This is a genomic window from Streptomyces sp. NPDC005820, assembly GCF_040630255.1.
GTDB lineage: Bacteria > Actinomycetota > Actinomycetes > Streptomycetales > Streptomycetaceae > Streptomyces.
Map to the genome: position 1 here is coordinate 35,616 of NZ_JBEXXE010000040.1, position 20,729 is coordinate 56,344.

19 protein-coding genes and 3 tRNA genes are annotated in these 20,729 nt (G+C 73.4%); 10 read left to right on the forward strand and 12 right to left on the reverse strand.

Going from position 1 to position 20,729, the window contains the following annotated elements:
* Nucleotides 1-12: 12 nt before the first annotated feature.
* Genes pcaD through ABZ464_RS37990 form a run of 7 tightly spaced genes read right to left on the reverse strand, consistent with a single transcriptional unit; the run spans nt 13 to nt 6,454 of the window.
* Nucleotides 13-1,131, reverse strand: coding sequence for a 3-oxoadipate enol-lactonase (pcaD, locus tag ABZ464_RS37960; protein ID WP_359285348.1), 1,119 nt, complete (start codon nt 1,129-1,131; stop codon nt 13-15).
* Nucleotides 1,128-2,456, reverse strand: a complete 1,329-nt coding sequence (gene pcaB, locus ABZ464_RS37965) for a 3-carboxy-cis,cis-muconate cycloisomerase (protein ID WP_359285351.1) — start codon at nt 2,454-2,456, stop codon at nt 1,128-1,130. Before pcaB ends, pcaD begins: the two co-directional genes overlap by 4 nt.
* A complete protein-coding gene (gene pcaG, locus ABZ464_RS37970) occupies nt 2,453-3,058 on the reverse strand; it encodes a protocatechuate 3,4-dioxygenase subunit alpha (RefSeq protein ID WP_359285353.1) in 606 nt (201 codons plus the stop codon). The genes pcaB and pcaG overlap by 4 nt, the downstream gene beginning before the upstream one ends.
* Before the next feature lie 6 nt (nt 3,059-3,064).
* On the reverse strand, nt 3,065-3,838 hold the full coding sequence (gene pcaH / locus ABZ464_RS37975; RefSeq protein ID WP_359285356.1) for a protocatechuate 3,4-dioxygenase subunit beta: 774 nt from the start codon (nt 3,836-3,838) through the stop codon (nt 3,065-3,067).
* A gap of 17 nt (nt 3,839-3,855) precedes the next feature.
* The gene (locus tag ABZ464_RS37980) at nt 3,856-5,058 is read right to left on the reverse strand and encodes a thiolase family protein (RefSeq protein WP_359285358.1); all 1,203 of its coding nucleotides are present in this window, start codon (nt 5,056-5,058) and stop codon (nt 3,856-3,858) included.
* A complete protein-coding gene (locus ABZ464_RS37985; RefSeq protein ID WP_359285360.1) occupies nt 5,055-5,699 on the reverse strand; it encodes a CoA transferase subunit B in 645 nt (214 codons plus the stop codon). Before ABZ464_RS37985 ends, ABZ464_RS37980 begins: the two co-directional genes overlap by 4 nt.
* Nucleotides 5,699-6,454, reverse strand: a complete 756-nt coding sequence (locus tag ABZ464_RS37990) for a CoA transferase subunit A (protein WP_359285363.1) — start codon at nt 6,452-6,454, stop codon at nt 5,699-5,701. The genes ABZ464_RS37985 and ABZ464_RS37990 overlap by 1 nt, the downstream gene beginning before the upstream one ends.
* 176 nt (nt 6,455-6,630) lie before the next feature.
* Here ABZ464_RS37990 and ABZ464_RS37995 point away from each other — a divergent pair, with 176 nt between their 5' ends.
* Nucleotides 6,631-7,095: a MarR family transcriptional regulator gene (locus ABZ464_RS37995; RefSeq protein WP_359285365.1), complete on the forward strand. Its 465-nt coding sequence runs from the start codon at nt 6,631-6,633 to the stop codon at nt 7,093-7,095.
* Nucleotides 7,096-7,104: 9 nt separating this feature from the next.
* Here the strand turns inward: ABZ464_RS37995 and ABZ464_RS38000 are convergent, their stop codons facing one another.
* Nucleotides 7,105-8,109, reverse strand: a complete 1,005-nt coding sequence (locus tag ABZ464_RS38000; protein WP_359285368.1) for a DUF3048 domain-containing protein — start codon at nt 8,107-8,109, stop codon at nt 7,105-7,107.
* A 171-nt stretch (nt 8,110-8,280) separates the two neighbouring features.
* On the opposite strand from ABZ464_RS38000, the gene ABZ464_RS38005 reads away from it, so the two are divergent.
* Nucleotides 8,281-9,471 carry a zinc-dependent alcohol dehydrogenase gene (locus ABZ464_RS38005; protein ID WP_359285371.1) on the forward strand — a complete coding sequence of 397 codons (1,191 nt, stop codon included), beginning with the start codon at nt 8,281-8,283 and terminating at the stop codon, nt 9,469-9,471.
* 43 nt (nt 9,472-9,514) lie between these two features.
* On the opposite strand, the gene ABZ464_RS38010 is transcribed toward ABZ464_RS38005, so the two are convergent.
* Nucleotides 9,515-10,594, reverse strand: a complete 1,080-nt coding sequence (locus ABZ464_RS38010) for an ATP-dependent DNA ligase (RefSeq protein WP_359285374.1) — start codon at nt 10,592-10,594, stop codon at nt 9,515-9,517.
* 253 nt (nt 10,595-10,847) lie between these two features.
* Here ABZ464_RS38010 and ligD point away from each other — a divergent pair, with 253 nt between their 5' ends.
* Nucleotides 10,848-11,927: a non-homologous end-joining DNA ligase gene (gene ligD, locus ABZ464_RS38015; protein WP_359285376.1), complete on the forward strand. Its 1,080-nt coding sequence runs from the start codon at nt 10,848-10,850 to the stop codon at nt 11,925-11,927.
* A 173-nt stretch (nt 11,928-12,100) separates the two neighbouring features.
* Nucleotides 12,101-13,126 carry a LacI family DNA-binding transcriptional regulator gene (locus ABZ464_RS38020; RefSeq protein WP_359285379.1) on the forward strand — a complete coding sequence of 342 codons (1,026 nt, stop codon included), beginning with the start codon at nt 12,101-12,103 and terminating at the stop codon, nt 13,124-13,126.
* Nucleotides 13,127-13,151: 25 nt separating this feature from the next.
* Here ABZ464_RS38020 and ABZ464_RS38025 read toward each other — a convergent pair whose 3' ends face one another.
* Complete coding sequence (locus ABZ464_RS38025) at nt 13,152-13,943, reverse strand: VOC family protein (protein ID WP_359285382.1); 792 nt, start codon at nt 13,941-13,943, stop codon at nt 13,152-13,154.
* Nucleotides 13,944-14,197: 254 nt separating this feature from the next.
* On the opposite strand from ABZ464_RS38025, the gene ABZ464_RS38030 reads away from it, so the two are divergent.
* The 5 genes from ABZ464_RS38030 (at nt 14,198) to ABZ464_RS38050 (ending at nt 17,288) form a co-directional block, all read left to right on the forward strand.
* Nucleotides 14,198-14,443, forward strand: a complete 246-nt coding sequence (locus ABZ464_RS38030; protein ID WP_208117194.1) for a WhiB family transcriptional regulator — start codon at nt 14,198-14,200, stop codon at nt 14,441-14,443.
* 86 nt (nt 14,444-14,529) lie between these two features.
* Nucleotides 14,530-14,601: transfer RNA gene (locus ABZ464_RS38035), tRNA-Gly, on the forward strand.
* 8 nt (nt 14,602-14,609) lie between these two features.
* Nucleotides 14,610-14,681, forward strand: a tRNA-Glu gene (locus ABZ464_RS38040).
* Nucleotides 14,682-14,709: 28 nt separating this feature from the next.
* A complete protein-coding gene (locus ABZ464_RS38045; RefSeq protein ID WP_359285385.1) occupies nt 14,710-16,071 on the forward strand; it encodes an SDR family oxidoreductase in 1,362 nt (453 codons plus the stop codon).
* A complete protein-coding gene (locus ABZ464_RS38050; protein WP_359285388.1) occupies nt 16,068-17,288 on the forward strand; it encodes a ribonuclease inhibitor in 1,221 nt (406 codons plus the stop codon). The genes ABZ464_RS38045 and ABZ464_RS38050 overlap by 4 nt, the downstream gene beginning before the upstream one ends.
* Nucleotides 17,289-17,336: 48 nt before the next feature.
* On the opposite strand, the gene ABZ464_RS38055 is transcribed toward ABZ464_RS38050, so the two are convergent.
* Both ABZ464_RS38055 and ABZ464_RS38060 read right to left on the reverse strand, forming a co-directional pair.
* Entirely contained in the window at nt 17,337-19,130 is a 1,794-nt protein-coding gene (locus tag ABZ464_RS38055; protein WP_359285391.1) for an AAA family ATPase, read from the reverse strand.
* A 20-nt stretch (nt 19,131-19,150) separates the two neighbouring features.
* Complete coding sequence (locus ABZ464_RS38060) at nt 19,151-20,551, reverse strand: hypothetical protein (RefSeq protein ID WP_359285392.1); 1,401 nt, start codon at nt 20,549-20,551, stop codon at nt 19,151-19,153.
* Between the two features lie 91 nt (nt 20,552-20,642).
* Here ABZ464_RS38060 and ABZ464_RS38065 point away from each other — a divergent pair.
* A tRNA-Trp gene (locus ABZ464_RS38065) sits at nt 20,643-20,718 on the forward strand.
* The last annotated feature ends 11 nt before the right edge of the window (nt 20,719-20,729 follow it).

Here is a 20,729-nt window from a genome sequence, read left to right on the forward strand (position 1 = left end):
CCACCGCCGGGGTCACCCTTCCTCGTCCTCCAGTACCCGCTGAGCCGCCGCGAACGCCGAGTTCGCCGCCGGGACCCCGCAGTACACGGCCGTCTGGAGCAGTACGGCCCCGATCTCGTCCCGCGTCAGCCCGTTGCGCAGCGCGGCCCGCACATGCATGGCCAGCTCGTCGTAGTGGCCGTGGGCGACCAGCGCGGTCAGCGTGATCATGCTGCGTTCGCGGCGGCTGAGGGTGGGGTCGGTCCAGATCTCGCCCCAGGCGTAGCGGGAGATGAAGTCCTGGTAGCGGGCCGTGAAGGGGGACTGCCGGGCCTGCGCCCGGTCCACATGGGCGTCGCCCAGCACCTGGCGGCGCACCTCCATGCCCCGCCGGGCGCCCCCGTCCAGGTGGGCGCGCAGTGCGGTCAGCACGGCCTCCGGGCACTGCGCGGGCGCCAGGTGCGAGGCTCCCGGGAGCTCGACCAGCGTGGCGCCGGGCACCGCGTCCGCGATCTCCCGCAGATGCGCGGGCGGGGTCGCCGGGTCCTGCCGTCCCGCGATCAGCAGTGTCGGCACGGAGATCTCCGCCAGCCGCTCCCGCAGATCGAACGCGCCCAGCGCGTCACAGCACGCGGCATAGCCCCCGGGGTCGGCACGGCGATGGTCGGCGATCAGCTCCGGCACGGTGAACCCGGGGGTGAACCAGCGGGCGTCGGCGCCCTCGGCGAGCTTCTCCAACCCCTCGCTCCGTACCTGCGCGGCCCGCTCCTCCCACGGCTTGGACCCGTTGAAGTGGGCCGAGGAGCAGATCACCGCGAGCCGCGACACCCGCTCGGGGTGGTGCAGGGCCAGGTGGAGGCCCACCGCGCCGCCCAGCGACACCCCCGCGTACGCGAAGCGTTCCAGGCCGAGCGAGTCGGCGAGCGCCAGCACCAGCGCGGCGAGGTCACCGACGGTGGCCCCCGGCCCGATCAGATCGGCGGGGGAGCCGCCGTGCCCCGGCAGGTCGTAGCGGATCACGCGGTGGGTGATGGACAGCTCGGGGGCGACCTTGTCCCACAGGGTGTACGAGGTGCCCAGCGAGGGTCCGAGCAGCAGCGCGGGCGCGGAAGTGGGGCCCTCGGCACGGTGGTTGAGCAGCTTCTCGGTCAACGTCGCTCCAGCGCACGGTCGGTGAGGGCACCGGCGGAGCCGGTGTAGCGGGCGGGGTCGGTGAGGTCGGTGAGGTCGACGTCCGTCAAGTCGGGCTCCTCCGCGAGGAGTTCGGCCAGCGGGCGGCCCTCGGCGTAGGTGCGCGGGGCGAGCGCGGTGAGCAGCTCCTTGGCCCGGGCCCGGCCCAGCACCGCCGACAGTTCGGCGGACAGCCGCTCGGAGACGATCAGCCCGTGGGTGAGTTCCAGGTCGGCGCGCATCGCCTCCGGGTGCACGCGCAGACCCCCGGTCAGCTCGGCCGCGTCCCGGGCGGCCCCGCCCACCAGCCGCAGCAGATCCCTGAGCGGCTCCCACTCCGCGTGCCAGGCCCCGGCCGGCCGCTCGTCCGGGGCGGTCAGCGACCCGAACAGCACGGCCGCGAGCTGCGGTGCGCGCAGGGCGGCGGCCGCGATCAGCGTCGAGCGCACCGGGTTCGCCTTGTGCGGCATGGCCGAGGAGCCGCCCCCGCTGCCCTCCGCGACCTCGGCGATCTCGGTGCGGGCCAGGGTGAGGACGTCCGTCGCGACCTTGCCCAGCGCGCCCGCCGCGAAGGCCAGGCAGCCGGCGAGGTCGGCGACGGGGGTGCGCAGGGTGTGCCACGGCAACAGCGGCTCCGCCAGCCCGAGTTCGCGCGCGTACGCGCCGGGCAGCGCGGTCGCGTCCTGGGCGCCGTAGGCCGTGAAGGCCGCCAGCGTCCCGGCGGCGCCGCCGAGTTGGGCGGGCAGGGAGTCCCGTACGGCGGTGATCCGGTCCCGCGCGTCCAGCACGAGGGAGCGCCATCCGGCGGCCTTCAGCCCGAACGTCGTCGGCACGGCGTGCTGGGTGAGCGTCCGGCCGGGCATCACCGTGTCCCGGTGCGCGCCGGCGAGCCGGGCCAGCGCCTCCTGCGTACGGCCGAGGTCGGCCAGCACCGGGTCCAGGGTGCGCACGGCGACCAGCATCGTCGCCGTGTCCATGATGTCCTGGCTGGTCGCGCCCCGGTGGACGTAGGGGCCGAAGGTCCCGCCGACGGCCCGGGTGAGGTCCGCGACCAGTGGGATCACCGGGTTGCCGCCGGCGCGGGCGCGCTCGGCGAGGGAGTGCGCGTCGAACGCGCCGGCCGCGGCCGCGGTGACCGCCGCCCCGGCGCCCCCGGGGGCCAGGCCCAGTCTCTCCTGGGCACGGGTCAGCGCGGCCTCCGCGTCCAGCAGCGCCCGCAGATAGGCGCCGTCGGAGGTCGCGGAGGCGGCGGGGGAGCCGGTCCACCCCGGGGAGAGCAGACCGGACTCGGGCCGGGCATCCGTCACTGGAACTCCAGGAACACCGTCTCGCCTTCGCCCTGAAGGCGGATGTCGAAACGGTAGGTGCCCAGCGGGCCGTCCGTGGCGATCAGCGTGGCCCGGCGCGCCGGGTCGAGCCGCTCCAGCAGCGGGTCGGCGGCGAGCGCGGCCTCGTCGCCCGGCAGATAGATCCGGGTGTACAGGTGCACCAGCAGACCGCGCGCGAACACACAGACGCTGAGGTAGGGGGCGCTGTTCCCGCGCGCGCCGGGCCGCAGGGTGCGCGCCGACCAGTGTCCGTCGGTGTCGGTCTGGATCCGGCCCCAGCCGGTGAACTCCACGCCGTTGCGGCCCAGGAAACCGCCCGTGGACGGGTCACGCCGCATCGAGCCGTCGGTCTGCGGCACCCGGCCGTCCGGGTCGGCGCCCCACAGCTCCACGAACGCGTCCGGCAGCGGGTTGCCCTCGCCGTCGTACACGTACCCCTGCAGGGCGATGGTGTCCGGGTGGCCGAGCGGGGCGATGTCGCCGCCGCCGGGGAACGGCAGGGCGTGGCCGTAGAACGGGCCGACCGTGTGCGACGGCGTCGGGAGCACGGTCTCCGGACGGCTCGTGTCGATCTTCGTCATGGCAGGTCAGCGTCCTTCTTCGATCCAGGTGGCGTGCGGGCCGTCCAGCACGATGTCCCAGTGGTAGCCCATCGAGAACTCCGGCACCGACAGGCTGTGGTCGTAGGTCGCGACCAGCCGCTGGCGGGCCGCGTCGTCCGTCACCGACTGGATGATCGGGTCGTAGGGGAACAGCGGGTCGCTCGGGAAGTACATCTGCGTCACGAGCCGCTGGGTGAACGCCGTACCGAAGAGCGAGAAGTGGATGTGGGCGGGCCGCCAGGCGTTGAGGTGCTGGCGCCAGGGGTACGGCCCCGGCTGGACGGTGGTGAAGCGGTAGTGGCCCTCGTCGTCGGTCAGGGTGCGGCCGACACCGGTGAAGTTCGGGTCCAGCGGGGCGTCGTGCTGCTCGCGCTGGTGGGCGTACCGGCCCGCCGAGTTGGCCTGCCAGATCTCCACGAGCTGACCCCGGATCGGACGCCCGTCGCGGTCCAGCAGCCGTCCGGAGACGGTGATGCGCTCGCCGATCGGCTCGCCGTGGTGCTGCCGGGTCAGATCGTTGTCGATCTCCGTGATGTCGCGCTCGCCGAAGGCGGGGGAGTGCAGCTCCACCAACTCCGGGTCCTTCGACACGTCGATGGTGACCGGCGGCTGCTTCGGGTGGCGCAGGACCGAGGAGCGGTACGGCGTGTAGTCGCGGCGCGGCTGGTGCTCGACGGGCCCGCCGTCGGCGAGGCGCTTCTCGTACGCCGCGTGCTCGGCCGCGATCTCCTGGTCGATGTCGTGCTGGGTGAGAGTCATGGGAAGTCCTTGGAGGCCTAACGTTCGAGGACGAGGGCGAGGCCCTGGCCGACGCCGATGCAGAGGGTGGCGACGCCGGTGCCGGAGCCCCGGCGGGCGAGCTGATGGGCGACGGTGCCGGCGAGGCGGGCGCCGGAGGCGCCGAGGGGGTGGCCGAGGGCGATGGCGCCGCCCTGGGGGTTGAGGACGGCCGGGTCGAACTCGGGCCACTCGGCGACACAGCCCAGCACCTGGGCGGCGAAGGCCTCGTTGAGTTCGAGCACGGACAGGTCGGCGAAGGTCCGGCCCGCCTTGGTGAGCGCCCGGTTGACGGCTTCGACGGGGGCGAGGCCGAAGTGGTCCGGGTCGAGGGCGTGCACGCCGGTCGCGCTGATCCGGGCGAGCGGCTCCCGGCCGGTGGCCTTCAGCCCCTCCTCGTCCACCAGCAGCAGGGCCGCGGCACCGTCGTTCAGCGGCGAGGCGTTGCCCGCGGTGACCGTCCCGCCGTCGGGGCGGAAGGACGGCTTCAGCTTCGCCATCGCCGCCAGGGACGCGTCCGGCCGTACGCATTCGTCGGCGCCGAAGACGATGGGGTCGCCCTTGCGCTGCGGGATCGCCACCGGCGCGAGCTCGGCGTCGAACAGGCCCGCGGCCTGCGCCGTCGCCGCCTTCCGATGCGAGGCGAGGGCGAACTCGTCCTGCTGCTCGCGGCTGATCTTGTGCTTGTCGGCGATCAGCTCGGCGGACTCGCCGAGGGGGATGGTCCACTGCGGGTCCATCCGCGGGTTGACCATGCGCCAGCCGAGGGTGGTCGAGTACAGCTCGGTGTGTCCGGCGGGGAAGGCCCGGTCCGACTTCGGCAGCACGTACGGCGCCCGGGTCATCGACTCCACACCGCCCGCCACGGCGATGGAGGCGTCGCCGGCGGCGATGGCGCGGGCCGCCTGGATCACCGCCTCCAGGCCGGAGGCGCAGAGCCGGTTGACGGTGACGCCGGGCACGGAGGTGGGCAGGCCGGCGAGCAGGGCGGCCATGCGGGCGACGTTGCGGTTCTCCTCGCCGGCGCCGTTGGCGTTGCCGAAGTAGACGTCCTCGATCCGGGCCGGGTCCAGTCCGGGGGTACGGGCGAGGAGTTCGCGGACGGCGTGGGCGGCGAGGTCGTCCGGGCGCACGCCCGCGAGGCCGCCGTTGTAGCGGCCGATCGGGGTGCGGACCGCGTCGACGACATAAACCGTGTTCACAGCGACTCCTCCGAGACGGTCAGCTTCGCGTCGGTCCTGGCGATGACGTCCTCGACGCCCACCCCGGGCGCGACCTCGGTCAGCACGAGCCCGTCCGGGGTCACGTCGATCACCGCGAGGTCGGTGATGATCCGGTTCACGCAACGCTTGCCGGTGAGCGGCAGCGCGCACTCCTCCAGGATCTTCGGTGAGCCGTCCTTCGCGGTGTGGGTCATCACCACGACGACCGTACGGGCCCCATGCACGAGGTCCATCGCCCCGCCGATCCCGGTGATCAGCTTCCCCGGAATCGCCCAGTTCGCCAGGTCGCCCTTCGCGGACACCTGCATCGCCCCCAGCACGGCGACATCGATGTGCCCGCCGCGGATCATCCCGAAGGACAGCGCCGAGTCGAAGAAGGAGGCGCCGGGCAGGACCTTCACGGTCTCCTTGCCCGCGTTGATCAGATCCGGGTCGACCTGGTCGTCGGTGGGGTAGGGGCCGGTGCCCAGGATGCCGTTCTCCGACTCCAGGATCACCTCCACGTCCGCCGGGAGGTAGTTCGGGATCAGCGTGGGCAGCCCGATGCCGAGGTTGACGTACTGCCCGTCCTGAAGTTCGCGCGCGGCGCGGGCGGCCATCTGCTCACGTGTCCAGGCCATCAGCTGCTCACCGTCCGCTGCTCGATCTTCTTGTCGGCGGCCTGCTCCGGGGTCAGCGCGATCACGCGCTGCACGAAGATGCCCGGCAGGTGCACGGCGTCCGGGTCGATCTCGCCGGGCTCGACCAGCTCCTCCACCTCGGCGATCGTGACCTTCCCGGCCATCGCGGAGAGCGGGTTGAAGTTGCGGGAGGACTTGTTGAAGACCAGATTGCCGTGCCGGTCGCCCCTGGCCGCCCTGACCAGCGCGAAGTCGGTGCGGATGCCGCGCTCCAGCACGTACTCCGTGCCGTCGAAGGTCCGTACCTCCTTCGGCGGGGAGGCCAGCGCCACGCCGCCCTCACCGTCGTAGCGCCACGGCAGTCCGCCCTCGGCGACCTGGGTGCCCACCCCGGCGGGGGTGTAGAAGGCGGGGATCCCGGCGCCGCCGGCCCGCAGCCGCTCGGCCAGCGTGCCCTGCGGGATCATCTCCACCTCCAGCTCCCCGGCCAGGTACTGGCGGGCGAACTCCTTGTTCGCACCGATGTAGGAACCGGTCACCCGGGAGATCCGCCCGGCCGCGAGCAGGACCGCGAGGCCCGACTCCATCGCCCCGCAGTTGTTCGAGACGACCGACAGACCGCTCACGCCCCGCTCGTACAGGGCCTGGATGAGGACGTTCGGCACACCGCTCAGCCCGAAGCCACCCACCGCCAGCGACGCACCGTCCGGCACGTCGGCCACTGCCTCCAGGGCCGTGGCGACCACCTTGTCCATCCGTGGAGCCCCATCTCTGCGAATTAATCAGCGCACTGAGTATTTCAGCGAGGTGTCCTACGCTGCCATCGGCGGGTGAAGGCGTCAAGAGCTGGGATGATGCGGGGCCTGCCGAGACAGGGCCGGGGAGCGCGAGTATTGTTCAGTGCACAGATTAATTCGGACGGGGAGCGCACATGGCCGCGTTGGACCTCACCACCCACCCCGGGCACCTCGCCCGGCGACTCCAGCAGGCGCACTACCTGCTGTGGAACACGATGGTCTCCGAGGAGATCACCTCCCCGCAGTTCGCCGTCCTCAACGCGCTCGTCGCCGAGCCGGGCCTCGACCAGCGCACCGTGGGCGAGCGGGTGGGGCTCGACCGTTCCACGATCGCCGAGGTGATCAGCCGGCTGGACCGGCGCGGGCTGCTGGACAAGGTCCGCGACCCGGCGGACGGCCGCCGCTTCCTGCTGCGGCTCACCGAGGACGGCGTCCGCACCCACCGCAGGCTGACCGTCCGCACGGCCCGGATGAACCAGGTCTTCCTCGCGCCGCTCTCCGCCGACGAGCAGGTCCAGTTCTTCGACCTGATCCGGCGGGTCTCGGACGCGGCGGAGGGACTGCGCAACCCGGCGGAGCCGCTGGTCGGGCAGGGGTGAGACGACCGCTCACGGAGCCTTCGCGAAGACCACCCACACCTGCCCCTCGGCGAAGTCGACCGGGTTCCCGTCGGTGGTCGTGAAGTCCGTGCCGTCCCGCGCGGTCGCCCGCTTCCAGCGCACGTCGTAGGCCCGCCCGTCGCGCAGCACCTCCGCCGTCCCCGAGCCCACCGTCTCGGTGTACGGCGTGTTGTTGCCGAGGAAGTCGTGGAAGGCCGACTCGCGCACCTTCACGTACTGCACCACCACCGTGGCCGGGGCCACCCGCCGGCCGTCGGCCGTCACGGTCGGTGTGCCGTCCATGGAGACCAGCCAGCGGGCCCGGTCCGCCGCCCAGGTGAAGGTGAAGCGGGCCCCCGGGTAGCGCACCGTGTGCGAGGCCTGCGCCCTGCCGCCGGAGGGTGCGGGGCCGTAGCGGAAGCCGGTGGTCAGCGCGGCCGCGCCCGGCGCGGAGGACAGCAGCCGGTCCGGGCGGAGGTAGAGATTGTGCGGAGCGGCCCGGTCCGGGCCGCGGTAGTAGGCGCCGGACGCGTCGCCCGGCGTCACGGCGTCCAGGGGCGCCCGGTCGATCAGCGGCAGCAGCTTGTGCTGCGCCCCGGAGAAGGCCAGCAGCGGACGCCGGAACTGGCCCAGCAGCTCCAGATCGGACTCCCGCGCGCTGCGCACCGGCCCCACCGCCTGCGGCAGCGTGCTGGCGTACACCGCCATCAGCCGGCTCAGCCCGCCCTCGACCTGCTCGACGTAGACGACGTCCGCCGCGTCCACCCCGGTCTGCGGGCGCGCCGCGTCCGCGTTGTCGATCTTCACGGCGAGCACCGAGCCGAGGTCCGTGGCGGGCGGGCTGGTGCCGTCCGGCCGTCCCGAGGTGCTGCGGCCGTCGTCGGGGGACGGGGAGCGGGTCGTCGTACAGCCCGCCGTCAGGGAGAGGGAGACGGCGAGGGCGGCGGCGAGCAGGGCCGCGGCCGGTGTCGCCCTGACGGCCGTCCTGGAGCGTCTCGCGCGTTGTGCACCCACCGTCGCCACCCCGCTTCCGTCTCTCGATTGTGCGCTCGTCCGTTCGGTCGCGCCTGCGAGTGGACGGGTCCGGTGTGACAGGGCCACCGGTCCGGGTACCCGGGGCGCAGCCGGGCACCGGGACCCCGGACCCGCCGGGACGGACCGGACCGGTGGAGGGAGCGCGGCACCATGAAGGCAGTGACCTGGCAGGGAAAGCGCGACGTCCGGGTGGAGACCGTGCCCGACCCGGAGATCCAGGAACCCACGGACGCCGTCATCCGCATCACGTCCACCGGGCTGTGCGGCTCCGACCTGCACCTGTACGAGGTGCTCACCCCGTTCATGACCCCGGGCGACATCCTCGGCCACGAGCCGATGGGCATCATCGAGGAGGTCGGCGCCGGGGTGCCCGACCTGAAGGCCGGCGACCGGGTCGTGGTGCCGTTCCAGATCGCCTGCGGCACCTGCTGGATGTGCCTGAACTCCCTGCCCACGCAGTGCGAGACCACCCAGATCAGCGCCGAGGGCATGGGGGCCGCCCTGTTCGGCTACACCCGGCTGTACGGCGCGGTGCCCGGTGCCCAGGCCGGGTATCTGCGCGTCCCGCAGGCCCAGTTCGGCCCGATCAAGGTCCCCGAGGGACCGCCCGACGACCGGTTCGTGTACCTCTCCGACGTCCTGCCCACCGCCTGGCAGGCCGTCGCCTACGCCGACATCCCCACCGGCGGCAGTGTCGCCGTGCTCGGACTCGGCCCCATCGGCGACATGGCCTGCCGGATCGCCCAGGTGCGCGGCGCCGGGCGGGTGTTCGGCGTCGACCTGGTCGGCGAGCGGCTGCGCCGGGCCCGGGCGCGCGGTGTCGAGACGTACGACCTGCGCGGCTTCGACAGCGAGAAGGAGCTGGTCACCGCCATCCGCGACGAGACCGACGGGCGCGGCCCCGACGCCGTGATCGACGCCGTCGGCACCGAGGCGCACGGCGGCGCGGCGGCCCGTCTGGTCCAGAACGCCTCCGCGCTGCTCCCGCGCAGGCTCGGCGGCCCTCTCGCGGAACGCTTCAGCGTGGACCGGCTCGCCGCCCTGCACACCGCCATCGACCTGGTGCGGCGCGGCGGCACCCTCTCGCTGACCGGCGTCTACGGCGGGATGGCCGACCCGCTGCCCATGCTCACCCTGTTCGACAAGCAGCTCCAGATCCGCATGGGCCAGGCCAATGTGCGCCGCTGGGCCGACGACATCCTGCCGTACCTCACCGACGAGGACCCGCTCGGCGTCGACGACTTCGCCACCCACCGGCTGCCGCTGGCGGAGGCGCCGCACGCGTACGAGATGTTCCAGCGCAAGCAGGACGGCGCGGTGAAGATCCTGATGACGCCGTGAGCCACGGTGGCGCCGGGGTGAGTCAGGGCATGGGCGAGGTGCGTCAGGTCGCCGCCGGGGGTGTCCCGAGGATCTCCGCGAGGTCGTAGCGCACCGGCTCCTCCAGCTGGCCGTAGGTGCAGCTCTCCGGGGTGCGGTCGGGGCGCCAGCGGCGGAAGCGGGCGGTGTGGCGGAAGCGGGCCCCGTTCTCCATGTGGTCGTACGCCACCTCGGCCACCCGCTCCGGCCGCAGCGGCACCCAGGACAGGTCCTTCTTGCCCGACCAGCGGCTCGGCGCCCCCGGCAGCCGCGCCGTCTCGTGGGCGGCCTCCTCCGCCCAGGCCGCCCACGGGTGCCCGGCGGGGTCCGCCATCCGCGACGGCTCCAGCTCCTCGATCAGTTCGGCCCGGCGCTTCATGGGGAAGGCGGCGGACACGCCCACGTGCTGGAGGGTGCCCCGGTCGTCGTACAGGCCCAGCAGCAGCGACCCGACGACGGGCCCGCTCTTGTGCAGCCGGTAGCCGGCGACCACCACGTCGGCGGTGCGTTCGTGCTTCACCTTGAACATGGCCCGCTCGTCCTGCCGGTAGGGCAGGCCGAGCGGCTTGGCGATCACCCCGTCCAGGCCGGCGCCCTCGTACTGCTCGAACCACTGTCGGGCGACCTCGACCTCGGTCGTCGCCGGCGCCAGATGCACCGGCGGGGTCACCCCCGTCAGCGCCCCGGTCAGCAGCTCCCGCCGGTCGGTCAGCGGTACGTCGAGCAGCGAGGTGTCCGCCAGCGCCAGCAGATCGAACGCCACGAACGACGCCGGCGTCCGCTCGGCCAGCGTGCGCACCCTCGACTCCGCCGGGTGGATGCGCTCGGTGAGGGCGTCGAAGTCCAGCCGCCCCTCCCGCGCGATCACGATTTCCCCATCCAGCACGCACCGCTCGGGCACCCGCTCCTTCAGCGCCTCCACCAGCTCGGGAAAGTACCTGGTCAGCGGCTTCCCGGTCCGGCTGCCCAGCTCGACCTCGGCCCCGTCGCGGAACACGATCGCCCGGAACCCGTCCCACTTCGCCTCGTACTGCATCCCCGCCGGAATCGCCGCCACCGACTTGGCGAGCATCGGCTTCACGGGCGGCATCACCGGCAGATCCATGCTCCGACTCTACGAGCCGCCCAGGGCACCCGCACGCCGCACCCATCCGCGCGGACGACGGCTCCGAAGGACGGGTGAGGGCCATCGAAGCTGCGCCTTCGTCTGTCGCCCGGCTGTCGCCGACGCTCCGGCCGGGCGACTGTCCCTCACCGTGCGTGCGCGGGGGAGGGGCAGGGGGAGAGACAGGGGAGAGACAGAAGTGCCGGTATTGCCCGGTATGCGTGTCATGGGTGTTGCGCCTACCGTGGCTCGCATGGGTGATGCGGTGGAACTGGAGGCGGGTGGCCGCAGCGTACGGCTGTCCAGTCCCGACAAGGTCTTCTTCCCGGAGCGCGGCTTCACCAAGCTGGACCTCGCCCGCTACTACCAGGCCGTCGCGCCCGGCATCCTGCGCGCCCTGCGCAACCGCCCCACCACCCTGGAGCGCTACCCCGACGGCGTGACCGGCGAGTCCTTCTTCCAGAAGCGCGCCCCGAAGAACATGCCCGACTGGATCCCCACCGCCCACATCACCTTCCCCAGCGGGCGCAGCGCCGACGAGATGTGCCCCACCGAGGAGGCGGCCGTGCTGTGGGCCGCCCAGTACGGCACGCTCACCTTCCACCCCTGGCCCGTGCGCCGCGACGACGTCGACCGCCCCGACGAACTGCGCATCGACCTCGACCCGCAGCCCGGCACCGACTACGCCGACGCCGTCCGCGCCGCCCATGAACTGCGCGCCGTCCTCGACGAGTTCGGCGGTCTGCGTGGCTGGCCCAAGACCTCCGGCGGCCGGGGCCTGCATGTCTTCGTGCCGATCCGGCCCCACTGGACCTTCACCCAGGTCCGGCGCGCGGCCATCGCCGTCGGCCGGGAGATGGAGCGGCGGATGCCGGACCGGGTGACGATCAAGTGGTGGAAGGAGGAGCGCGGCGAGCGCATCTTCCTCGACTACAACCAGACCGCCCGGGACCGCACCATCGCCTCCGCCTACTCCGTACGGCCCCGCCCGCACGCCCCGGTCTCGGCGCCCCTGCGCTGGGAGGAGGTCGGCGAGGCCCACCCCCGTGACTTCGACATCGCGACCATGGCGGCCCGCTTCGCCGAACTCGGCGACGTCCACGCCGACATGGACGACCACGCGTTCTCCCTGGAGTCCCTCCTGGAACTCGCCCGCCGCGACGAACACGACCACGGCCTCGGCGACCTGCCGTATCCCCCGGAGTACCCGAAAATGCCGGGCGAACCGAAGCGGGTCCAGCCGAGCAGGGCCCGCGACGAGGACGCCCCGCCGCCCTCGCGCTCCCGACGCCGCGAGAAGCCGGCGCCCCCGCCGGAGTCGACGGCACCCTGACCCTGCGCCTCCCGGCCCGCGGCACCCCGCTGACGTCCGGTCAGCAGCCCTCTGACGTCCGGTCGGCACCCCTGCGGCAACCGGCCCCCCGTGCCCGCGCCGCCGCGAGAGCGCTCTCACCGTCCTCCTCCCGGGGATATCCTGATCCGCACCCACCGAGGAGGAGCCCCGACGTGACCGAGACCGCGCAGCGTCCCACCCTGGAGGCCGTGGCCGCGCGGGCCGGGGTGTCCCGGGCCACCGTGTCGAGGGTCGTCAACGGTGGGGACGGGGTGCGGGAACCCCTCGTGGAGCGGGTCCGGCGGGCCGTGGAGGAACTCGGATACGTGCCCAACCAGGCCGCCCGCAGCCTGGTGACGAAGCGGCACGGCGCCGTGGCCGTCGTCATCGCCGAACCGGAGACCAGGGTCTTCGCCGACCCCTTCTTCGCACTCCAGCTCCGCGGCATCAGCAAGGAGCTGACCGCCCAGGACAACCAGCTGGTCCTGCTGCTCACCGAAGGCCGCGACGACCACACGCGTGTCGCCCGCTATCTCGCCGGCGGCCATGTCGACGGCGCCCTGGTCTTCTCCCTCCACCTCGACGACCCGCTCCCCGGCCTCATCCGGGGCGCCGGCCTGCCCACCGTGTTCGGCGGCCGCCCCGGCTGGAACGACGGCGACGCCGAGGTGGTGTACGTCGACAGCGACAACCGCGGCGGGGCCCGCGCGGCCGTACGCCATCTCGTCGGCCTCGGCCGTACCCGGATCGCGCACCTCACCGGCGCCCTCGACCAGACCTCGGCGGCCGACCGGCTCGACGGCTACCGGGACGTCATGGGCGAGGGCGATCCGCGGCTCGTCGTGGAGAGCGACTTCACCCCCGGCGGCGGGGAGCGCGCGATGCGCGCCCTCCTGGACCGCTGCCCCGACGTCGACGCGGTGTTCGCCGCGAACGACCTCACCGCCTCCGGTGCCCTGCGCGTGCTGCGCGAGCGGGGGCGGCGGGTGCCCGAGGACGTGGCGGTGGTCGGCTTCGACGACATGCTGCCGGTCGCCGAGGCCACCGACCCGCCGCTGACGACGGTCCGTCAGGACATCGAGGAGATGGGCCGGATCATGGCCCGCCTGCTGCTGCGCCGCCTCGACCCGCGCACCCCCGAGGAGACCCCGGCGGGTGTGGTCCTGCCGACCACCCTGGTGCGGCGCGCCTCGGCCTGAGCCCCGCCCGTCGTCCGGCCGGCCCTCAGCCCTCCTGCTGCGCGCTTCTGATCACCGCGAAGCGCGCCCCGTACGGGTCGGCCAGCCGGGCCATGCGGCCGACGCCCTCGACGTCCGCCGCGGGCATCCGGACCGCGCCGCCCCGCGCCTCCGCCTCGGCGGCGACCGCGTCCACGTCCGCGACCTCGAAATACGGCAGCCAGTACGCCCCGTCCCGCGCCTCGGTCGGGTCGTCGGCCAGTGTCACGAACCCGCCGAACATGGCGTCCTCACCGGCCCCTGCCGGGTTGACACAGGTGTACACACCGCCGGGGAAGGGCACGGCGGAGGTCTCCAGACCCAGCGTCGCGCGGTAGAAGGCGGCCGCCGCGGCGATGTCCGGCGTGTACAGCTCCACCCAGCACAGCGAGCCGGTTTCGCCGGCCAGGTCCACGCCCTTGTTCCGGCCGGCCTGCCAGAGGCCGAAGGGCACCCCCGCCGAGTCGGCGACGATCGCCATCATGCCCTGTCCCATCACGTCCATGGGAGGGAAGAGCACCCGCCCGTGAGCCTGTTCCGCGGCCTTGGCGGTGGCGTCCACGTCCGGCGACTGGAAGTACACCGTCCAGGACGGGGGGCCCTGTGCGGGCGTGGTCTGCATACCGCCCGCGACGGTTCTGCCGTCCGACTGGAAGAAGCCGTAACCCCCGGCGTCGGGGCCCGCGGACTCGAACCGCCAGCCGAACAGGGCGCCGTAGAAGGAGGTGGCGCCGTCGATGTCGGGCGTGCCGAGGTCGATCCAGTTCGGAGCGCCGTCGACGAAGCGGGTGGTGAGCATCTCCGCCCTCCTCACAAGGGTCCCGTTGCCTGCACTGCCGAGTCTCGCACCGCCCACTGACAATCGCCGCCGGAATCCCACTACCTTCGGTGATCGACGAGGGTCTCTCTGTTTCCGCGACTTCCGTGACATCCGCGCGCCGCCGTGCGCCGAGGCCGGTCACGGCGTCATCATCGGAGCGGCCGGAGGCCTTCGCCCGGTGCGTATATCCGGCGTTGATCGAACGTTTTTCGCCGCACGGCACGATCCTGGCCATGCATACCGACACGATCCCCACGTCCGACCTCGGCTGGCAGCGGGAGGCGCTGTGCGCGCAGACCGGGGCGGACTTCTTCTTCCCGGAGCCCGGCAGCTCGGTGCGCGAGGCCAAGCGCATCTGCGGCATGTGCGACATGCGCGTGGCCTGTCTCGAGTACGCCCTGGCCAACGACGAGCGCTTCGGCGTCTGGGGCGGCCTGTCCGAGAAGGAGCGCCTGCAGATCAGGCGGACGTCCTGCTGACCCGTCACCGGGCGGTGGGCAGTTCAGGCGTCTCGAAAATCCGGGAGACCGCGTCGCGGGGGTGCGGTTAGGATCCGGGGGCGCCTCCGGACGTAGCGCAGAGGCAGTCGCGCCGGCTTGCCCAGCCGGATACGCCGGTTCGAATCCGGTCGTCCGGGCGCGGAACGGTCCTGTAGAGCAGAGGCAGACTCGCCACCCTCTCAAGGTGGAGACGCCGGTTCGAATCCGGTCGGGACCACGGTACGGCGAACACGGGGCGGGGACGGATGGGCGAGGAGAGCACGGTCACGGCGGTCGGCCCGCGGGTCACCGAGACGGAACTGGCCGCCTTCCACGCGCTGGTGGGCAAGTTGCGCGCGCTGCCCGTCGACGATCCCGTACGGCTGCGCGCCGAGCAGGTCGCCGCCTCCTTCGCCCGCGACGGACGGCTGCGCCGCCGCAAGGCCCGCGGCGCCGAGGTGTCGGCCGCCGACGCCGCAGCGATGGCCGCCACCGCCACCGGGGCCCCGGACCGGCGCGAGGACGCGCCCCTGACCGGCGCCGACACCGGTGACGGAGGCGTCTTCCTGCGGCCCCGCACCTGCTACGTCTGCAAGTCGGCGTATCGACAGGTCGACACCTTCTACCACCGGCTCTGCCCCGGCTGCGCCGCCGACAACACCGCCCGCCGCGCCCTGAGCACCGATCTGCGCGGGCGGCGTGTCCTGCTGACCGGCGGACGTGTGAAGATCGGCTTCCAGCTGGCCCTGATGATGCTGCGCGACGGCGCGGAGGTCCAGGTCACCTCCCGGTTCCCGCACGACACCGTGCGCCGCTTCCGCGCCGAACCGGGCAGCGGCCAGTGGCTGGACCGGCTCACCGTCCTCGCCGTCGACCTGCGCGACCCGCGCCAGGTGCTGGGCCTGTGCGAGGACCTGCGCGCCGACGGTACGCCCCTCGACATCCTCGTCAACAACGCGGCCCAGACCGTACGCCGCCCTCCGCAGTCGTACGCCCTGCTCGCGGCCGGTGAGGTCGACGCGCTGCCCGAGGGGGCGCGTCAGGCCCCCGGGTTCGCGCCGATGCGGATGCTGCCGGGCGGCGCCGCCGCGCTGCCCGCGGCCCTGCGCGAGGCGGACGAGGCCGGTCTGCTGCCCGACCCCTCCCCGGAGAACTCCTGGTCGGCGACGCTCGGCGCGCTCGACCCGGCCGAGATCCTGGAGACCCAGCTCGTCAACGCCCTCGCCCCCGCCCTGCTGTGCGACCGGCTGCTGCCGCTGCTGCTCGCCTCCCCGCACCCGCGCCGCTACGTCGTCAACGTCACCGCCGTCGAGGGCCGGTTCACCGTGCGCAACAAGATGCCGGGACACCCGCACACCAACATGGCCAAGGCCGCACTCAACATGCTCACCCGCACCAGTGCCGCCGAACTCGCCGCGCGCGGCGTCCACATGTGCGCGGTCGACACCGGCTGGATCACCGACGAGAACCCGGCGCCGAAGAAGGCCCGGATGGCGGGCGCGGGCTTCCGCACCCCGCTGGACATCGTCGACGGCGCGGCACGGGTGTACGACCCGATCGTGCGCGGCGAGGCCGGGCACCCGGTGTCGGGCGTGTTCCTGAAGGACTACCGGGAGGCGGAGTGGTGAGCGAGGAGAACCGGGCGGCCGAGCCCGTGGTCCGGCGGACCGGGTTCGCCGGAGTGCCGCAGGTCGTGCCCCGGCCGCTCGCCGATCTCGCCCCGCTGCTCGACTGGCTGCGGGCCGGGCGCCCGGCGGGGGAGCGGCTGGACTTCACGGCCGGGACCGCGCTGCCGGACGGACGCCTCGACCTGTGCAAACAGGGGCTGGGGGCCGAGGGGGCCGCGCTGATCGCCGAGGCCCTGGCCGACGGCCCCTCGCCGGTACGGCATCTGCTGCTGGGCACCGACGCCCTCGGCGACGACGGCGCCGCCGCCGTGGCCGGCACCGACGCGCCGGTCGAGACCCTCTACCTCGGCTGCAACGGCATCACCGCCGGTGGCGCCTGCCGGATCGCCGACCAGCTGCGCGCCTCGCCGCAGGTCGTCACCGGTGTCTGGCTCAAGCGCAACCCGCTGGGCAGCGGCGGAGGCCGGGCCGCCGTCGAACTCATCGAGTCCGCACGGACCCTGCGCACCCTCGACCTCGTCCAGACGGGCCTGGACGCGTCCGGCGCCGCCCGCCTCGCCGACGCCCTGCCGGCCGCCGCCGAGGGCGGACGGCGTATCGAGCGGCTCTTCGTCGGCGGCAACCCGCTGGGCGCACCGGGTGCCGAGGCGCTCGCCGCGGTGATCGCCGCCGGGGCCGTCGACGAGCTGTACGTGTCCGCCGCCCGGCTGGGCGACACCGGCGCCCTCCGGCTCGCCGACGCGCTGTCCCGGGCGCCGTACGGGCGGCTCACCCGGCTGTCCGTCGCCAGCAACGGCATCGGACCGCGAGCCGCGGCCCTGCTGGTGGACGCGGCCACCGCCGCCGGGGTCACCCTGCTGGACCTCGGCCGGGTGCGCGCCGCCGCCGTGCTGGGCGCGGCCGACAACCGGCTCGACCTGGAGGCCGCCGACCGCATCGGCCGGACGCTGGCCGCCGGTGAACACCGCCTCGCCCACCTGTACCTGCGCCACACGGGCCTGCGCAGCCGCGAGGCCCACCGTCTGCTCGACCACGCGCCCCGCGCCGCCACGGCCACCCGCTTCGACCTCGGCCAGGGCATCGCGACGAGCGTCAAACGCCGCCTCACCGCCCTCAGCGCCCACGTCCCGCCCCCGACCGTGGCCCCCGACGTCGCCGCCGTACGCAGCGTCCACCGCACGGCACCCCCGACGCCGGAAAACCCACCCGAGGACTGACCGCCCGCCGGCGCCCGCCCGGGTGTCGGCGCCGGGGCGTCGGCGGTCTCACCGTCCCTTCCCGGTGAACACCTCCATCCAGAACCGCTGATGCTTCTCCGAAGCCCCCACCAGATACGTCGCCCGCAGCTTCGGCGGCAGATGGCGCACCAGCCGGGCCACCACCGCGCGATGCCTGCGCAGCTGGGACAGCTCGGCGTTGGCGAGGATCTGGTGGACGACGTCACTGTCGTCGCCGCCCTCGTCCGAGTGCTCGGCGGCGCGGCGCAGCCGGGCCTCCCAGGCGTCCGCGTCCCGGGCGAGTTCGCCGAGGCCGGTGACCGGACGGCCCTGGAGACGGTCGATCAGCGCGGTCAGCGGCACGGGCGCGTACTCGCCGTCGCCGAGGTAGACCGTCGCCATCTCCAGCGGCAGCCCGCGCCGGTGCAGCTTGATCAGCCGCTCCAGGGTGCGCTTGGTGATCCAGGCCCGGCCCTCCTCGTCGATGTCGTGCTTCCACCACTCCAGGACCGTCTCGGCGTCGGCCCCGTACCGCTCCAGCAGCCACTCGTTGGCCGGGATGTCCTCCGGCGCCACCTCCAGGGAGGCCGTGAACCGGGTCGCCTGCGCGATGTTGTTCCGGGACACCAGCAGCTTGCGGCCGAGGTGGTACGGCGGGTTCTGCACGGCTATCTGGGCGCGCAGGTTCTCGATCCGCCGGCCCGCCAGCGACCACTCCTGGGTGATCTCCATCAGCTTCGCGAACGCGGCCCTGTCCTTGGGCCGGTTGTACTCGTCCCACACGATCGCCTTGGGCTCGGGCCCGGTGAACCGCACGGCGAGCAGGTTGTCCAGCGTGCCGTCCGGCGACGGCACCGGCGCGCACAGGTCCTCGACGTTCGTCACCGGCAGCGAGAAGTACAGCGGGTCCCGGCCCAGGCCCTCCCGGAGGGTCTCGCGCACCAGCTCCGTCTTGCCGCAGCCGGGCGGCCCCTGCAGCAGCACCGTCCAGCGGTTGCGCAGCGCCGCCCGCACCACCTGCCGTACCGGGTCGGCGACCGTGGCCGGGTTGGGCACGCCCAGGGCCTGCGCGATCCGGTCCAGGATCTCGGCCGTGCGGTTCCGCCCGGGGCGGCCGTCCGGTCCGGGCTCGGCCAGCCGCAGCCGCTCCCCGTCGACCAGGGGCAGGCCCCAGCGCAGCGGGAAGCCCTCGCGCGCGTTGGCGAGGACGTGGTCGAGGGTGCGCGGGGACAGCAGTTCACGCAGAGCGGGGGAGAGCGACGCCCATACGGCGAACACCGGACGCAGGTCCCACGGGCGGTACCTGGCCGCGAGGTGCCGCCGCCACGACGTGTCGTTCGCCGTGATCCGCATGGTGACCATGCGGTCCAGCAGCGCGAGGTCGCCGCGCCGTGCCGAGGTCTCCGCGAGCGACTCGTTGTCCGTGAGGAAGACGCCGACACACCCGAGCGCCCGCAGATCGTGCTCGCCCAGCGTCCAGTTGCAGGCGATCTGCATCAGCTGCGACTGGATGGTGTCGCCCGCCTGCAGCGAGTCGTCGATGAGCAGCACGAACGGTCGCCCCGGCGTCAGCTGGCTCATCACCAGCTGACGCAGCACCAGTTCACCCGAGCGGGGGTCGCGCACCGGCGCGTTGACGAGCAGGTCGTCGGGTGTGAGGTTCGCGGCCGGTACGTAGACCAGCTCGGTGTCGGGGCGGGTGCGCGCGAGGTACGAGAAGAACGTCGACGTCTTGCCGATGCCGTGTTCCCCGAAGACCTGGCCGGTCTGGCCGAGGTCGATCATCGCGTCGATGAAGGACTCGAGACGCGAGGCGGTCTGCTGCGGTGCTTGCGTGGTCATGTGCCGGTTCCTGTGCTCGGTTACCGCGATCCGGTGGTCACGCGATGGCAGGCCATCGCCGGGGTGTGCGTCTCGGGCCACTCGCTGCCGCCCTCGGTGATCAGCCATATCCACTTGCCGGGCTCGGCGGGCGTGATCGCCGGCGCGTAGCCGTCGGTGAGGACGACGACCGCGTCCGGAGTCTCGTCGAACCGGCGGCCCTTCACCTCGGTGCGCCCCTCCACGTAGTCGGCGACCGCCTGGAAACTGGTGCCTCCGCCGCCGTACACCCGTTCGCCGGGCCGGAACGGCATCACCACGCCGTCGAAGGACAGCCAGTGCGCCGCCACCCCGTCGATCCGCCCGACCAGATCGGTGAGCCACCGCACCACGTGGTCCGGCATCGACCCCGAGGTGTCGTACGCGATCACCAGGACCTTCTCGCGGACCGGGCCGCGCCGCGCCAGCATCGGGTCCTGGCCGAGCGCCGCGAGCAGCGCGCCGCGCTTCTTGGGGTACACCAGCCGCTCGCCGTCCCGGAGTTTCGAGGCGAGCACGTCGACCAGCCAGCGCTGCCACCAGTGGACGGTCCGCGTGCGCGTGGTCTCGCCGCGCAGCGCGCCCGCGCCCAGGGTGCCCCACAGCCGGGCCGCCCGCGCCGAGTCGCCCTCGGTACGGCCCATCAGGTCGAGCAGCTCCCGCTCCGCGCCGGTGTGCCCGCGCCGGGCCGCCAGCAGGGAGTTGAGCAGCGCCGAGGACGTCACCGCGTCGACGGTCTCCTGGTCGGCGGGGACCCCGCCCGCCAGGTGCACACAGAGCCGACGCTCGACGACCGGCGGGTGGTGCATCCGCTTCAGCTCGCCGTACACCCGCATGTCCGTCTCGGTGAACGTCCCGTACTCCACCGGCTCCCGGCCGTGGGCCGTCAGGTCCTCGACGTAGGCATCGTGGATCCGCCGCGGGTCGACGCCCGTGGGGCGGCCGTCCAGCAGGGGCAGTGCGTCGCGCTCCAGCCGGACCAGGGCGACATGGTTGACGGCCACCTCCGCGGCCAGTTCGAACACCGGGTCCTCACGCAGCTCGGGCTCGGCCAGCAGATGCCGGTGCACCAGATGCCGCGCCTCGTGGAAGAGGACGAACTTGACGCCGTCCAGGCCCAGTCGGACGAAGAAGTCCGGGTTGTACAGCAGCAGACAGGTGCCGTCGCCGGAGGCCACCACGGCCGCCGTGTCCACCGCCGTCGTCGGGATCTGGTGATGGCACTTCGTGTACAGCCAGGACGCCACCGCCGACTCCGTCAGCCCGAAGTCCAGCAGCGCGGCCTCCTTCAGCCGCCGCGCCTCCTCGACGACCTCGGGACGGGCCGGCCGATACGCCTCCAGCGCCCGGCGATCGGTCAGATCCACCACCGGCGCACGCCGCCCCCGCTCCCCGTACCCCATGCCACAGCCCCCCGTGCGATCGCTCCCCCAGCACCTCATTGGTAGCAGCCCCCACCGACAACGGGCCAAGGCATTAAGCTCCACGGCAAGGGCGGGGCCGTAGCGCAGCGGCAGCCGCACCGGTCTCCAGAACCGGAACACGCTGGTTCGAATCCAGCCGCCCCGCCCCCCTTCCCGG

Bases quoted from the DNA above. Each gene is read 5' to 3' on its own strand.
- pcaG (WP_359285353.1), bottom strand. From the start codon at position 3,058: ATGACGAAGATCGACACGAGCCGTCCGGAGACCGTGCTCCCGACGCCG.
- pcaH (WP_359285356.1), bottom strand. From the start codon at position 3,838: ATGACTCTCACCCAGCACGACATCGACCAGGAGATCGCGGCCGAGCAC.
- ABZ464_RS37985 (WP_359285360.1), bottom strand. From the start codon at position 5,699: ATGGCCTGGACACGTGAGCAGATGGCCGCCCGCGCCGCGCGCGAACTT.
- ABZ464_RS37990 (WP_359285363.1), bottom strand. From the start codon at position 6,454: ATGGACAAGGTGGTCGCCACGGCCCTGGAGGCAGTGGCCGACGTGCCG.
- ABZ464_RS37995 (WP_359285365.1), top strand. From the start codon at position 6,631: ATGGCCGCGTTGGACCTCACCACCCACCCCGGGCACCTCGCCCGGCGA.
- ABZ464_RS38005 (WP_359285371.1), top strand. From the start codon at position 8,281: ATGAAGGCAGTGACCTGGCAGGGAAAGCGCGACGTCCGGGTGGAGACC.
- ABZ464_RS38010 (WP_359285374.1), bottom strand. From the start codon at position 10,594: ATGGATCTGCCGGTGATGCCGCCCGTGAAGCCGATGCTCGCCAAGTCG.
- ligD (WP_359285376.1), top strand. From the start codon at position 10,848: ATGGGTGATGCGGTGGAACTGGAGGCGGGTGGCCGCAGCGTACGGCTG.
- ABZ464_RS38025 (WP_359285382.1), bottom strand. From the start codon at position 13,943: ATGCTCACCACCCGCTTCGTCGACGGCGCTCCGAACTGGATCGACCTC.
- ABZ464_RS38030 (WP_208117194.1), top strand. From the start codon at position 14,198: ATGCATACCGACACGATCCCCACGTCCGACCTCGGCTGGCAGCGGGAG.
- ABZ464_RS38045 (WP_359285385.1), top strand. From the start codon at position 14,710: ATGGGCGAGGAGAGCACGGTCACGGCGGTCGGCCCGCGGGTCACCGAG.
- ABZ464_RS38055 (WP_359285391.1), bottom strand. From the start codon at position 19,130: ATGACCACGCAAGCACCGCAGCAGACCGCCTCGCGTCTCGAGTCCTTC.
- ABZ464_RS38060 (WP_359285392.1), bottom strand. From the start codon at position 20,551: ATGGGGTACGGGGAGCGGGGGCGGCGTGCGCCGGTGGTGGATCTGACC.